Source organism: Bifidobacterium sp. FKU (assembly GCF_026016385.1).
In the GTDB taxonomy this organism is placed as follows: domain Bacteria; phylum Actinomycetota; class Actinomycetes; order Actinomycetales; family Bifidobacteriaceae; genus Bifidobacterium; species Bifidobacterium infantis.
The window spans coordinates 2,287,501-2,301,389 of the sequence record NZ_CP092888.1 but is presented as its reverse complement, the minus strand read 5'-3'; the positions used below and the strand labels follow the sequence as shown (position 1 = coordinate 2,301,389).

The window sequence follows — 13,889 nt, the reverse complement described above, 5'->3', positions numbered from 1 at the left end:
AATCATCATGGAAATCACCGGTGCCGTGCTCGAGCGCATGGAAATGCCCGCTCCCTATGGCAAGTCCCGTCCGATTAGCGTATGTCAGTTGGAACTGGATGAGCCGCAGGAGGACGAGCTGCTCGTCCGCATCACCGCCTCCGGCATCTGCCATTCTGATCTGTCCGTCGTCAACGGTGTGCGCCCTCGTCAGACACCGATGCTACTCGGTCATGAGAGCACCGGCATCATCGAGAAGCTCGGTCCGGGCGTGACCGGCTTCCATGTTGGCCAGCATGTGACCCTCGCATTCCTGCCCCGTTGCGGCGAGTGCAAGAACTGCAAGACGAACGGCAAGCTGCCCTGCATCCCGGGCTCCAAGGCCAACAATGAAGGCACGCTGATGAACGGCGGCATCCGCCTGCACCGTGACGGCGAGATCGTCTACCATCACATCGGCGTCTCCGGTTTCGCCACCTATGCCGTGGTCGACCGTCGCTCCGTGGTGCCGGTTCCAGACGAAGTGCCCGCCGATGTGGCGGCCGTGCTCGGATGCGCGGTCCTGACCGGCGGTGGTGCCGTGCTCAACGCCGGTAACCCGCAGGACGGTGAGGACGTGATGGTCGTCGGCCTCGGCGGCGTCGGCATGAGCGCAGTGCTCACCGCCGCCGGCCTGGGCAAGGGCCGCGTTATCGGCGTGGATCGAACGACTTCCAAGTTCGGGCGCGCACTCGACATGGGTGCCACCGAGGTGTACACCATCGATGAGGCTCTGGCCAAGGGCATCAAGGCTCCGATCGTCATCGAAGCGGCCGGTGCGCCCGGTGCGCTCGATAACGCCTTCAACCTCACCGACGTCGGCGGCAAGACCGTTACCGTCGGTTTCCCGAAGCCTACCGTCAAGGCCGCGTTCACCACCGCCACCATCACCGGTGAGGCCCGTACCATCATGGGAAGCTACCTCGGTTCCGCAGTGCCTACCGTGGACATCCCGAAGTACGCGCAGATGTGGCTTGACGGCAAGTTGCCGGTCGAGAAGCTCATCTCCCACCACATCCGCCTCGATGACATCAACGAGGCCATGGACGAGCTCGATCAGGGCCGCGCGCTGCGCCAGGTCATCGAGTTCTGATTAATCTTGACGCACGCGCCTGGTCCTCCTCCGATAAACCGGACACGTTTCGCGTCATCCATCACATAACGGGCCGGCGGAAGGTGCTTCTCCAACCTACCTTATCCCCCCCCCCCCTCCGCCGGCGCGTTTGTTTTTCATTACAACGAAGTAAGGGACACCATCATGGCTTGGACCAATCCCGTTGCCGATTTGCTCCCGCAACCCGGCAACACCCTGTTCGTCAACGGCCGTTGGGAGCCCACGGCCTCCGGCGCCACATTCGACGTCGACAACCCCTCCACTGGCGAGACGCTGTTCGCCGTGAGCGACGGAACCACCGAGGATGCCACGCGCGCCCTCGACTCGGCGGCCTCCACCGCTGAAGTATGGGCCGCCTCCAGCCCGATCGAACGCCGCACGGTGCTCGAAGCCGCCTACGAGGCGGTGATGGACAACAAGGCCATCTTCGCCGAACTCATGACCCGCGAGATGGGCAAGACCTACAAGGAAGCCCTCGGCGAGGTCAACTATGGCGCCGGATTCCTCAAGTGGTTCGCCGAAGAGGCAATGCGCACCTATGGACGCACCTTCCATCTGCCTGACGGCCGCAAGGGACTGGTCACGCACGATCCGGTTGGCCCCTGCTATCTGGTGACCCCGTGGAACTTCCCGCTGGCTATGGGAACGCGCAAGGTCGGCCCGGCGCTCGCCGCCGGCGACACCGCGGTCATCAAGCCAGCCTCCGCCACCCCGCTGACCACGATTGCCCTCATCGAGGTGCTGCGTCAGGCCGGCGTGCCGGCAGGCGTGGTCAACCTCGTCACGTCGAAGCATTCGACCGCGATTTCGAACACGCTGCTCGACGACCCGCGCTTGCGCAAAATCAGCTTCACCGGCTCCACCTCCGTGGGCAAGGCGTTGATGGCCCGAGCCACGAACCAGGTGCTGCGCACGTCGATGGAACTCGGTGGCAACGCGCCGTTCATCGTGTTCGACGACGCCGACGTGGACAAGGCCGTCGAGGGCGTGTTGCTCGCCAAGTTCCGCAACAACGGTCAGGCGTGCACGGCAGCCAACCGAATCCTCGTGCAGAACGGCATCGCTCCGGCGTTCGTCGCCAAGCTCAAGGCGGCGGTGGAGGACTTCACCGTGGGCGACGGCATGGGCGAAGAGGTCGATGTGAGTGCCCTGATCAACGAGCAGGCCGTCGAGCGCATGGAGCGCATCGTCGCCGACGCCGTCGACCATGGTGCCACGCTGGTCGCCGGAGGCCATCGGGACGGCCATGGACCGTGCTTCTTCGAACCGACCGTGCTCGACAACGTGCCGCGCGATGCCGAGGTATTCACCGACGAGATCTTCGGTCCCGTCCTGCCGATCTCCCGTTTCGACACTGACGAGGAGGGTATGGCGGCGGCCAACGACACGGTGTTCGGGCTTGCGTTCTATGCCTTCACCACCTCCATCAAGCGCAGTGAATGGGTGCAGCGGCATGCCCAGGCGGGCGTGCTGGCCATCAACTCCGGCGTGCTTTCCGACGCCAGTGTGCCGTTCGGCGGCGTCAAGCAGTCCGGCGTGGGTCGTGAGGGCGGTGCCGAAGGCATCTACGAATACATGAACACCAAGTACACGCTGGTGGTCTCCTGACCTTCCCTGATTTCCACCACCCGTCGCCGTGCCGCCTGTTGTAGGGGACGGACATGACGGGCGGTGATTGCCGAACCACAAGGATACGCAGTCCGAAATCCGGGGAATACCGGAATTCGGACTGCTTTCCTGTTTTTCAGGCTATAGTTAGGCAATATGACGAATGAGGAAGACGATATCGTGAGAGACAAGGCGTCCAACGACGAACGCAGTGTCGAAGTGCTGGTCAAGACCAGAGCCGTGCTTGACGCACTCGCGCAGCTGGGGCCGTCCAACATCAAGACCATTAGCTCTTATGTGGGCGAATCGTCCAGTTCCATGTACCGGCTTCTGGCGAACCTCGTGGCGCTTGGCTGGGTGGAGCACGCCGCCAAACGCGGCGAATACCGGTTGGGGCTCGCCTGCCTGCGCATCGGCGGGCAGATCGAATCGCGGCTGGGTGTGCAGGACGTGGCGCGCGTGAGCTTCCGCCGGCACCGCGACCATATGGGCACATGGAGCCTGTTCGTGCGTCGGGGTTTGCGTTCGGTGTGCATCGAAATGCGGCGCGCGGGCATGAATCTGCTGCAGGCGCCGCAGCCTGGTTATTCGCTGCCGATGGGTTCCGGAGCCCCCTCTGAAGTGCTACTCGCATTCCTTGGTGACGAACGCTTCGACGAGGCCGTGGAACACTATCGCTTCGCCTCCGAAGCCGGCGGCGAACAGTCGACCTTCCATCATCGCATGGCGCAGATGCGTGAGGTCACTCGCGCGGCTGGATACTCTTACGATTTCGGACTCACCGTGCCGGGCGTCGTGACCATCGCGGCACCGGTGTTCAACCATCAGGGGGCACTGTGCGCCGCCGTGTGCCTCAGCGGTTTTCCCCGTGAGCTGGAACAGGCCGTACTCCGGGGCGAAACGCCGGACGAGGTGGGCAAACTGCTGGCTGTGGCCGCGGAAGTCTCCCACGGGCTCGGCTATGATCCGGATGCGACCGGTGACGTGCATGTGGGCGAGTTCATACCCAGCATCGTCCCCGAGGTCGGGGTGTCGTCGGACGATGAAGACAAGCCGGCGGATGATGGCGCGGATGACATGAGTGACGTAGACGCCGGGGGCACCGTGGATGCCACGGACGGCGGCGCTGACATCGCGGACGACGAAGCCTAACGGATAGCACATCGAGGGAGAGGAATCGACGATGGCACAAAAAGCGTCGAATCAGGAGCCCACCAGAGCTTTGGCCAAGGCCGGCAAGGTCGTGGAGGTGCTTGCGGACGAGAATGACATCGAACCGTCCGAAATCACGGAACGATGCGACATCCCCCGCTCCTCCGCCTACCGCATCCTCGACGGCCTGGCCAATGTGGGATTGGTGGAATCCTCCGGAGCGGTGGCCTATTCGCTGTCCTTGGGCTGGCTGGGTCTTGCGGATGCGGCACGGCGCTCGCTGACCGAATGGCGGGGCAGCGCCGAAGTGCTGGCCGAGCTCACCGCCGAGGTGGGGGTCACCTCGTTCTTGTCCTTGGTGTTCGGTGAAGAGACGATCTGTGTGGAATGCGCGCAGGGCCGTGGCATCGACGAACTCATCCTGCGTCCCGGCGGCACACTGCCGTTCTACGGCGGCGCGGCTGGGCGTGTGGCTCTGGCGTACAGCAATCCGGACGTCATCGACGCTTATCTGGCCAAGGCTCCTTTCCGCGGATACAATCTCAACACTCTGGTGACCGAGACAGAGCTGCGTCAGGACATCGAACGGACCCGTGAACTGGGATACGCCTTCTCTGATGAAGACGTGACCATCGGTGTGTGTTCGGTAGGCGTGCCGCTGTTCAGGGGCGATTCCCCCTACGCCATGGCCAGCCTGTCTCTCGGCGGATTCATCGACTATGTCAAACCGAACCGCGACCGTCTCGCCGAGGCACTGCGTCGGTACGCCGACCGGCTGATGACCGGGCTGTGACCGCCGGCACGCCGCTGAATGTATCGGGGGAATCGCCGATAATCGCTGGTAACGCTGCGTTACGAAAAATTTGGGCCCGTCCACATGTACGGACGGGCCCTTGGTTTGTCGCTGTTTGTTCGCGACTATTTGCCGCGGTGTTGCTTGTATTGCGACTGCCTGTGCGATTGTGGCCGCGACGTTTTGGCGACTGCTGATTTGCGCTCTGGCGTTTCCTTGACTTGTCTGTGACTGGCTGCGATCAGGCGAACGCCGTGAAGAGCGCCATGCCGCAGATCGCGCCGAGCGTAGGCGCCACGACCGGAATCCAGGCTTCCGCCCATCGTGAGGAACCCTTGTGCTCGATGGGCAGGATCGTATGCAGCAATCGAGGCATCAGGTCACGGGCGGGGTTCAGGCACGGTCCGGTCGGGCCGCCGAGCGCATAGATCAGGCCCCAGATCACCAGACCGACCACGAGAATCGCCACGGCCCGGTTCTCCTGGCCCCACGAGCTGGACAGGCAGGCCATGGCGCACAGGCCGAGCGCCATCGTGCCGATGAACTCGTTGGCGAAGTAATTGACTTTGCTTTCCGCGGCGTCGAATGTGGCGAACGTGCCGAAGATCGCGTCCGCGTCCTGGGTGCGCTGATAGAAGGGGAGATAGGCGATGTAGACCAGCATTTGGCCGATGGTGGCGCCGGCGCACTGCGCGAGGATGTACGACAGCACCTCGGACCAGGGGAACAGGCCGAGCGTGGCCTGGGCGATGGTCATGGCCGGATTGATGTGCGCACCGGAGATTGGTCCGATCATCAAGCTCGGGATGGTCACGCCGAAGCCATAGGCGGCTGCGATGACGGTCCATTCGGTGTGGAAGGTCTTGGTGCCTTTCAACGAGACGCCTGCGACGGCACCGTTGCCAAACAACACAAGAATGGCGGTGCCGACGACTTCGGCCGCGACGCGTATGGCGAGGGAATAGTGGTCCATGGAATGCTCCTGTGCGTTCTGGAAGGGGATGCGCATTGCCGCGCTGACGAGCCCAGTATATAATTACGGTTTTGCGTAACTGGCAATATATATCCAGAAAATGTAGACAAATCAGCTGTACTCCGATTATTACGGACACATAAAAGTAAAAATAGGAATAAGATCCCAAAAAGCTGAAATTATGAGTTGCGCGTTTGCGAAGACGGGGTTATCGTGATGGCTATGTCCACAAACAGATCAAAGAAGATTCTGAACATCGCAGTCATCGCTGGAGATGGCATCGGCAAGGAGGTCACGCCCGAGGCGCAGGCCGCCCTCGTCAAGGCCGCCGGTGATGAAGTCGAGTTCAAGTTCACTGATTACGATCTCGGCGCCGAGCGCTATCTGCGCGATGGCACCCTGCTGACCGACGAGGACCTCGAGTCCATCGGCGAGAAGGACGCGATCCTCCTCGGCGCCGTCGGCGACCCGCGCGTCAAGTCCGGTATCCTCGAACGCGGTCTGCTTATCAAGCTGCGCTTCGCGTTCGATCAGGCCATCAACCTGCGCCCCTCCAAGCTGTACCCCGGCGTCAAGTCCCCGCTCGCCAACCCCGGTGAGATCGACTTCGCTGTGGTGCGTGAAGGCACCGAAGGCCTGTACTCGGGCATGGGCGGCTACATCCGCAGCGGTACCGAACAGGCCGTGGCCACCGAGATCTCCATGAACACCGGTTTCGGCGTTGAGCGCGCCGTGCGCTACGCCTTCGAACTGGCCCGCAAGCGCGGCGGCAAGAAGCATGTGACCATGGTCAACAAGACTAACGTGCTCGTCTACGCCGGTGGTCTGTGGCTCGACGTCATGGACAAGGTCGCCGCCGAATACCCGGACGTCACTTGGGACTACCTGCATGCCGACGCATGCACGATCTTCCTGGTGACCAACCCGTCCCGCTTCGACGTGATCGTCACCGATAATCTCTTCGGTGACATCCTCACCGACGAGGCCGGTGCGGTCGTTGGCGGCATCGGCTACTCCGCATCCGCCAACATCAACGTGACCAACGAACACCCGTCCATGTTCGAGCCGATTCACGGTTCCGCACCGGACATCGCCGGCAAGGGCATTGCCAACCCCTCCGCGGCGATTCTGTCCGCAGGCATGCTCTTGCGTCACTTCGGCTACGATGAGGCCGCCGATCGCATCGACGCCGCAGTCGAGGCCGACGCGCGTGAGAACTCCGCCAAGAAGCGCTCCACGCATGAGGTCGGTCGGGGCATCCTAGCCCGCATCTGATTCCCCAGTCCCCTCGGGGACTGTCCACCCGCCGCACTCTTTTACTCTTTTTGTGTGCGGATCGGAGGTTGTGTCAACGTTGTGAGGCCCCCACACGCTTCCTGCCTGCGTGTGGGGGCCTCACGGCTTTTCGTTCCATTGCGCGATCTGCCGGCCTCCTATATCTTGAGGGGCTCCTGTGGCTGAGGCCTCTCCTTATGGCGTGTCTGCCGGGGTGGCCTATTTGTTGCCGATGTGGGACGCCTCACGGCCGGACGAATTGCGCCGCGCGTTGTACTGCTTGCGGTACTGTGCCGGGCTCATCCCCAAATGCGTCTGGAAGTTCTTGCGCAGCAGATCGCTGCTGGACATGCCCACACGTTTGGCAATCATGTTCGTGGTGAGCGTGGTGGTCTCCAACAGCTCCCGGGCTATCGCCAGTCGCTGTTCCAGCAGCCACTGGATCGCGGACTTGCCGTACTCCATCTGGAAGCGTCGCTGCAGCGTGCGAGCCGACATGTTGCCCAGCGCGGCGATCGAGTCGACCGTCCATGGCTTTTCCGGATGCGCGAGCACCGGCGCCGTGATCTTGCTGAGCGCCACGTCCTTGCGCTCGCTTCCGCTGCTGCGTTCGGGGATGCATTGGGGATTGTTGTTGCTGCGCGCGCCGCTGGTCAGCAACGTGCGCGAGACTGATGATGCGAGCCCCTGGCCGTACTGGTGGCGCATTATCGTCAGGCATAGATCCAGCGACGAAGTGCCGCCGCCGCATGTCCAGATGCGATGCGCCTCATCGTGCACGAACAGCGATTCGGGGCGTACGATGGCATGCGGGAAACGACGCTGCAGGATGTCGCTGAACATCCAGTGTGTGGTGACCTCCACGCCGTCGATGAGCCCGGCCCAGCCTAGGAAGAACGTACCGGTGCCCAGCGAGGCCACGTCGGCCCCGGCGGCATGCGCCCGTATCAGCCATTGGCGGGCCATCTCGCAGGCTGGCTGCCCGTGCCACAGCGGCTGAAGGAAGTTGCTCGATTCGCTGAACATCGGCGTCGGATGGAAGAATCCCGGCGTGATGACCAGGTCGTATCCTTCCGGATCGCCAAGGGCTTCGGGTGTGACCACGACATTGTGATTGAGTCGCACATGCTCGAACGGGGACAGGATGGACAGATGGTTGTCGGTGTTTTGGATGGGGGAGATGTCGCCGTCGAACACCTGAAGGACGGTGCTGAAGTCGTAGCACCACATGCGGTTGATCAGGAGAATCGCGTTCCTCATAACCTTAAGTGTAATTGCATCTGGCGTGGATTCGAAGTCGGTTGTTTCGAGGATTGCCTCGCCTATTAGGCTTATTTCGGGCTTGGGCGGCCGGACGGGGCGGCGAAGCGCTGTTGTGTCCCGGAAGTACTGTTTGATGACAGTATTTTCATTTTATGGACGTAATGTCTGTTTTTTATTGTTTTGTGTCGCTGTTCTAGTTTGGATTCACTTCGAAAATGCGGTTTATTTGTATCAGCTTCGATGAAGTGAGAGAACAAAAACGGTTCATCTCATGGAAACCAGCGACAAGTGAATACCGGAAGTTCCAAAGGAGGAACGCATGAACCCCATCCATATCGGCATGATCGGCCTGGGCCGCATCGGTCTCGTGCACTACCTGAACGTCTCCACTATGCCGGATGTCGTCATCGACTGGATCTGCGATCTCAAGGCCGACGACACCTATCCAGAGCAGTTCCCGGCGGCCAAGAAGTTCACCACCGACTACCGTGAGGTGCTCGCCGACCCGCAGGTCGAGGCCGTGCTCATCACCGCATCCACCGACGTTCACATGGAAATCGCCAAGGCCGCCGCCCTGGCCGGCAAGGCCATCTTCTGCGAGAAGCCGGTCGGCACCGACGACGCCGAAATCCTCGACGTCTACCATGTGGTCAAGGAGACCGGCACCCTGTTCCAGACCGGCTTCAACCGTCGTTACGACCACAACTTCCGCCGCATCGCCGAAGCGCGCGACGCCGGCACTCTGGGCAAGGGCGAAGTGCTCAAGGTCACCTCCCGCGATCCGGAACCGCCGAGCGCCGACTATGTGAAGATCTCCGGCGGCATCTTCATGGACATGATGATTCATGACTTCGATATCGTGCGCTACATCTCCGGCCGCGACGTCAAGACCGTCTCCGTGCTCGGCGCCGTGCTCGTCGATCCCGAGATCGGCAAGCTGGGCGACATCGACACCGCCATCGTCACCCTCGAATTCGAGGACGGCATGATCGGCGTGATCGACAACTCCCGCCGCGCAGCCTACGGTTACGACCAGCGCATCGAGCTGTTTGGCTCCAAGGGTGTGGCCGTGGCCGGCAACGTGCACACCTCCACCACTGTGGTGGCCACCAAGGACGGCGTCGTGGGCGACGTTCCCGAGCACTTCTTCCTGGAGCGCTACCGCGAGGCCTACCGCACCGAAATCGTCTCCTTCTTCGACAAGGTCCGCAACGGCGGCACCCCGGAGTGCACCTTCGAGGACGGCATCAAGGCCATCCGTCTGGCCCAGGCCGCACTCGAAGCCCTCAAGACCGGCCAGAAGGTCAACGTCAAGCCCGTCGAGTAGTCACGGGCCGGAGTCCGGGCGGTCGCATTCGACCATAACGGTCAGACGGCTCGGATCCATTCACCGAATTTCCTGGCGCCGGTGCCTCGGGCGGCGGCGTCAGGCTCCAGACCCCCGCAAAACCCACCAATCAACACAATATATTAAGGCCCCACATCGTGGCGGGGTCAACAGGAAAGGTTCAATATCATGGCAAACACCATCAAGGTCGGCATCATCGGCATCGGCGCCATCGGCTCTGACCATCTCAACCGTCTGGCCAACACCATCCCGAACGTCGAGGTCGTGGCGGTCAACGATGTTGTGCCGGGCCGCGCCCAGGCCGCTCTCGACAAGTTTGGCATCGAGGCCAAGGACTACGCCGACTACCATGAGGTGATCAACGATCCCGAGGTTGAGGCCGTCGTCATCACCGCCAACAACGAGGCTCACTTCGAGATCGTCATGGCCTCCCTCGAAGCCGAGAAATACACCTTCTGCGAGAAGCCGCTGGCCCTGGCCGCCGACGAGTGCCTCAAGATCATGGAGCTGGAGCAGTCCAAGGGCCGCCGCCTGCTGCAGGTGGGCTTCATGCGCCACTACGCCCCGGAGTACCAGCAGCTCAAGAAGATCATCGACTCCGGCGAGATCGGTCTGCCGCTGATGGCCGACTGTCATCACTTCAACCAGATGCAGCCCGCCAACTACGACTCCTCCCGCAACATCGTCGAGACCGCCATCCATGAGATGGACATCATGCACTGGCTGCTCAACGACACCTATAAGAACGTCAAGGTCTACCTGCCGAAGGCCACCAGCGCCGTGCAGGATCCGTCCATCCACGACCCGCAGGTGATCGTCATTGAGACCACCACCGGCATCAACATCGTGCTTCGCGCCTTCGTTCGTTGCCAGTACGGCTACGACATCAAGTGCGACATCATCGGCGAGAAGGGCGTCGCCGAGCTGCCGACCGTCGCGCAGGTCGCCATCCGAAAGGATGCCCGGTACTCCACCGCCATCCTGACCGATTGGAAGGAGCGCTTCATCACCGCCTACGACTACGAGTTCGAGGACTTCATGAAGCGCGTCGCCGCCGGCCGGCCGCCGGTCGGCCCAAACGCCTGGGACGGCTACCAGGCCGCCGTCACCGCCGACGCCGCTCTGCGCTCCATCGCCAACGGCGGCACCACCGAGGCCATCGAGCTCATCGATGCCCCGGCCTTCTACACCGCTGAGTGAGCGGTCCGTTCTCAATCGGAAACAATCAGAAAGGCAACATCATGAGCAAGATCAACGTGGGCATCGCCCCGATCGGCTGGACCAACGACGACCTTCCCGAGCTGGGTGGTGAGACCCAGTATCAGCAGATCCTCAGCGAGGCTGCTCTGGCCGGCTTCGAAGGCACCGAGATCGGCAACAAGTACCCGAAGGACCCGAAGGTCCTCAAGCACCAGCTCGAACTGCGCGGCATCCGCATCGCCTCCGCGTGGTTCGGCACCTACTTCACCACCCAGCCGTTGGAACAGGTCGAGAAGGACTTCATCGCCTTCCGCGACTACATGAACTCCCTGGGCGCCGACCACATCAACCTGTGCGAGCAGGGCAACACCATCCAGGGAATGATGGACGTTCCGGTCTTCGACGGCAAGCCTGAGTTCACCGCCGAAGAGTGGGACAAGGTCACCAAGGGCCTCGACCGTCTCGGTGAGATCGCCGCCGACACCGGCACCATCGTCTCCTACCACCACCACATGGGTACCGGCGTGCAGACCGCCGCCGAAATCGACCGCCTCATGGAGAACACCGACCCGGATAAGGTCAAGCTGCTCGTTGACATCGGCCACCTGCAGTTCTCCGGCGAGGATCCGGTCGACATCGTCACCCGCTACAAGGACCGCATCGGCCACTTCCACCTCAAGGATATCCGTCCGGACGTGCTGCAGCGTGTCAAGGATGAGAAGCTCAGCTTCCTGCAGGCGGTGCTCGCCGGCGTGTTCACCATCCCGGGCGACGGCCAGGGCGACTTCAAGACCATCCTGACCCCGATTGTCGAGTCCGACTACGAGGGATGGTTCCTTGTCGAGGCCGAGCAGGATCCGGCCAAGGCCGATCCGTTCGAGTACGCTTTGCGCGCTCGCAAGTACATCAAGGACACGCTCGGCGTTTGATTGCCGCCAGCGTGCATTCTTTCGGAGCTTCCCGTCTGATGCTTTCTTGTTCAACGGGCGGGGAGCTCCCTCCCCTTGAAGTCAACTCATTTACACTTTCCTTTCCTTCCCAAGTGATGTGGCCGCGCGCCCGTGCCATCCGGTGCGGGCACGCGGCCACATCGCGTTGCATGCCATCAGCACGGCAAGAAAGGCCATTCCCATGCCATCCGGCGATACCCGTACACAAACCTCGCGCGGTGCCATCTGGCGCATCGCCTTCATCATCTGCCTCGGCTCGTTCCTGTTCGGCTACAATTCCGCCGTCATCAACGGGTCCTTCGACTTCATGGCCGACCCCAGCCAGCTCGGTCTCGACTCCCTTGGCCAAGGTCTGGTTTCCGGAGCGCTGACCTTGGGTGCGGCCTTTGGCGCCGTATTCGGCAGTCCCCTGGCCGGCCAGTTCGGCTTCAAGCGACTGCTCGGCACCGCCGCGGGCGTCTTCCTCGTCGGCGCGGTCGGTTGCGCGTTGTCCGTCAACCTGCCGATGATGCTCCTGTTCCGCATCGCGGTGGGCCTTATGGTTGGTCTGGTCTCCTCCGTCATTCCGATGTATCTGGCGCAGACTTCGCCTTCGGTGCTGCGCGGCACCATCAGTTCGCTCAACGGCCTGATGATCGTGATCGGACAGCTCGTGGCCTTCTCCGTCAACGCTGTGCTCGGTGTGTCCTTCGCCGACATAGCCTGGGTGTGGCGCGTGGCATTCGTGTTGGCCTCGCTGCCTGCCATCGGCCTGTGGATCGGCCTCATGCGCGTGCCCGAAGCTCCGCGGTGGCTTATGACGAAGGGACGGGAGGAGGCTGCGCTCGAGTCTCTGGCGCGAACCCGCAACGCCGAAGAGGCGGAGACCGATCTGCGGTTGCTGCGCACCTCCATTCAAGAGGAATCCGGTAAACATGCGAGCATCAAGCAGGCCGTCTCCCATCCGTGGGTGTTGCAGATCCTCATCACCGGCTGCATGCTCGGCGTCACCCAGCAGTTTGCAGGCATCAACGCCATCATGTATTACGGTACGCAAATCCTGCAGGACAGCGGCTTCGGCCAGCAGGCCGCGCTCATCGGCAACGTGGTCATTGGCGTGGTCTCCTGCGTGGCCGCCGCGGCCGGTCTGGTCAGCGTCGACCGCCTCGGCCGTAAGACCCTTGAATGCGGAGGTCTCGCCATTTGCGCGGCCTGCCTGCTCGCCGTGGCCCTCATCAGCATGCTGTGCGGCGGTGCGGCGTGGGCGCCGATGACGATTCTGGTCATCGTGTTCATCTACATCTTCGTGTTCCAGGCAACGGTCGGCCAGGTCACTTGGGTACTTAACTCGGAGATCTTCCCACCGCAGTACAGCGCCGCGTGCACCGGCATCTCCGTGTTCTCGCTGTGGGCCGCGAACTTCGTGGTCTCGTTAGTCTTCCCGCTGATGCGCGAGGCCATCGGCATGGGTGCCACGTTCCTGATCTTCGCCACATGCTGCGTGGCGAGCTTCCTGTTCGTCATGGTCCGTCTGCCGGAGACCAAGGGCGTGCCGCTGGAACGAATCGCCGACTTCTTCATCTCTCGCTACGGCGAACGCTGACCCGTTTGCCGTGGACGACCCGTGACCGGTCGTTCGCGGCATGCATATGACCTTATATATATGGCCTCGCATGTGACCTTATACAGGTCATATGCGAGGCCATATGCGAATAAACGCGGGGAAGAGATTGCAGGAGGTCAGACCAGCACGTTGCTGATGATGCCTTCGACTTCGCCTTCGATTAGGGCGCAGGCCTGGGGGAACAGGGTCTGGAAGTGTTCGGTGTCGCAGTGGGCGGTATGGGCCTCTTCGGTGGGCCAGAACTCCACGAACGCGAATTCGTTCGGATCGTCCTCGCGCTGGAGCAGGTTGTAGCCGGCACAGCCCGGCTCGGCGGCGGACTTGGTGACCAGCTCGGTCATGATGCGGACGAACTCGGTCTTGTTCTCGTCCTTGACGTGGACGGTGGCGTAGATGACCTGCATGATGGTTCCTTTCGACGATGAATGGGTCAGAATTGGTTGGATGTCTCCATTATATGTAAGCTACCTCATAAAAAACGGACATAAAATCCGGTTTAGAGTGCCAAAAAGTAGGAAAAAGGCGTAATTGGGTTCACTGTTAATATAGTATGAACGTAATGACCGAAAATCGATAATGAAGTCTGATTGTT

The 13,889-nt window shown here is 61.8% G+C and carries 12 protein-coding genes; 9 read left to right on the top strand and 3 right to left on the bottom strand.

The window, feature by feature from the left end; translation table 11 throughout:
- Nucleotides 1-7: 7 nt before the first annotated feature.
- The 4 genes from MMB48_RS10400 to MMB48_RS10385 all read left to right on the top strand — a co-directional run bounded on the left by MMB48_RS10400 (nt 8) and on the right by MMB48_RS10385 (nt 4,685).
- Nucleotides 8-1,111 (top strand): alcohol dehydrogenase catalytic domain-containing protein, encoded by a 1,104-nt coding sequence (locus MMB48_RS10400; protein ID WP_032743592.1) that lies wholly within the window; start codon nt 8-10, stop codon nt 1,109-1,111.
- Between the two features lie 165 nt (nt 1,112-1,276).
- Entirely contained in the window at nt 1,277-2,740 is a 1,464-nt protein-coding gene (locus MMB48_RS10395) for an NAD-dependent succinate-semialdehyde dehydrogenase (RefSeq protein WP_032743593.1), read from the top strand.
- 156 nt (nt 2,741-2,896) lie between these two features.
- On the top strand, nt 2,897-3,892 hold the full coding sequence (locus MMB48_RS10390; protein WP_050496204.1) for an IclR family transcriptional regulator: 996 nt from the start codon (nt 2,897-2,899) through the stop codon (nt 3,890-3,892).
- Between the two features lie 31 nt (nt 3,893-3,923).
- Nucleotides 3,924-4,685 carry an IclR family transcriptional regulator gene (locus tag MMB48_RS10385; protein WP_032743594.1) on the top strand — a complete coding sequence of 254 codons (762 nt, stop codon included), beginning with the start codon at nt 3,924-3,926 and terminating at the stop codon, nt 4,683-4,685.
- 241 nt (nt 4,686-4,926) lie between these two features.
- On the opposite strand, the gene MMB48_RS10380 is transcribed toward MMB48_RS10385, so the two are convergent.
- A complete protein-coding gene (locus tag MMB48_RS10380) occupies nt 4,927-5,658 on the bottom strand; it encodes an MIP/aquaporin family protein (RefSeq protein WP_032743596.1) in 732 nt (243 codons plus the stop codon).
- Between the two features lie 222 nt (nt 5,659-5,880).
- On the opposite strand from MMB48_RS10380, the gene MMB48_RS10375 reads away from it, so the two are divergent.
- Nucleotides 5,881-6,933 (top strand): 3-isopropylmalate dehydrogenase, encoded by a 1,053-nt coding sequence (locus tag MMB48_RS10375; RefSeq protein WP_032743642.1) that lies wholly within the window; start codon nt 5,881-5,883, stop codon nt 6,931-6,933.
- Nucleotides 6,934-7,152: 219 nt separating this feature from the next.
- Here MMB48_RS10375 and MMB48_RS10370 read toward each other — a convergent pair whose 3' ends face one another.
- Entirely contained in the window at nt 7,153-8,193 is a 1,041-nt protein-coding gene (locus MMB48_RS10370; RefSeq protein WP_065474010.1) for a GlxA family transcriptional regulator, read from the bottom strand.
- A gap of 322 nt (nt 8,194-8,515) precedes the next feature.
- On the opposite strand from MMB48_RS10370, the gene iolG reads away from it, so the two are divergent.
- The 4 genes from iolG to MMB48_RS10350 all read left to right on the top strand — a co-directional run bounded on the left by iolG (nt 8,516) and on the right by MMB48_RS10350 (nt 13,276).
- A complete protein-coding gene (gene iolG / locus MMB48_RS10365) occupies nt 8,516-9,523 on the top strand; it encodes an inositol 2-dehydrogenase (protein ID WP_032743599.1) in 1,008 nt (335 codons plus the stop codon).
- 189 nt (nt 9,524-9,712) lie between these two features.
- Nucleotides 9,713-10,744, top strand: coding sequence for a Gfo/Idh/MocA family protein (locus tag MMB48_RS10360; RefSeq protein ID WP_032743600.1), 1,032 nt, complete (start codon nt 9,713-9,715; stop codon nt 10,742-10,744).
- Nucleotides 10,745-10,785: 41 nt separating this feature from the next.
- Nucleotides 10,786-11,673, top strand: coding sequence for a myo-inosose-2 dehydratase (gene iolE / locus MMB48_RS10355; protein WP_032743601.1), 888 nt, complete (start codon nt 10,786-10,788; stop codon nt 11,671-11,673).
- Nucleotides 11,674-11,875: 202 nt separating this feature from the next.
- On the top strand, nt 11,876-13,276 hold the full coding sequence (locus MMB48_RS10350; RefSeq protein ID WP_032743603.1) for a sugar porter family MFS transporter: 1,401 nt from the start codon (nt 11,876-11,878) through the stop codon (nt 13,274-13,276).
- Nucleotides 13,277-13,413: 137 nt separating this feature from the next.
- Here MMB48_RS10350 and MMB48_RS10345 read toward each other — a convergent pair whose 3' ends face one another.
- Nucleotides 13,414-13,701: a putative quinol monooxygenase gene (locus MMB48_RS10345; RefSeq protein ID WP_050496205.1), complete on the bottom strand. Its 288-nt coding sequence runs from the start codon at nt 13,699-13,701 to the stop codon at nt 13,414-13,416.
- Nucleotides 13,702-13,889: the final 188 nt, after the last annotated feature.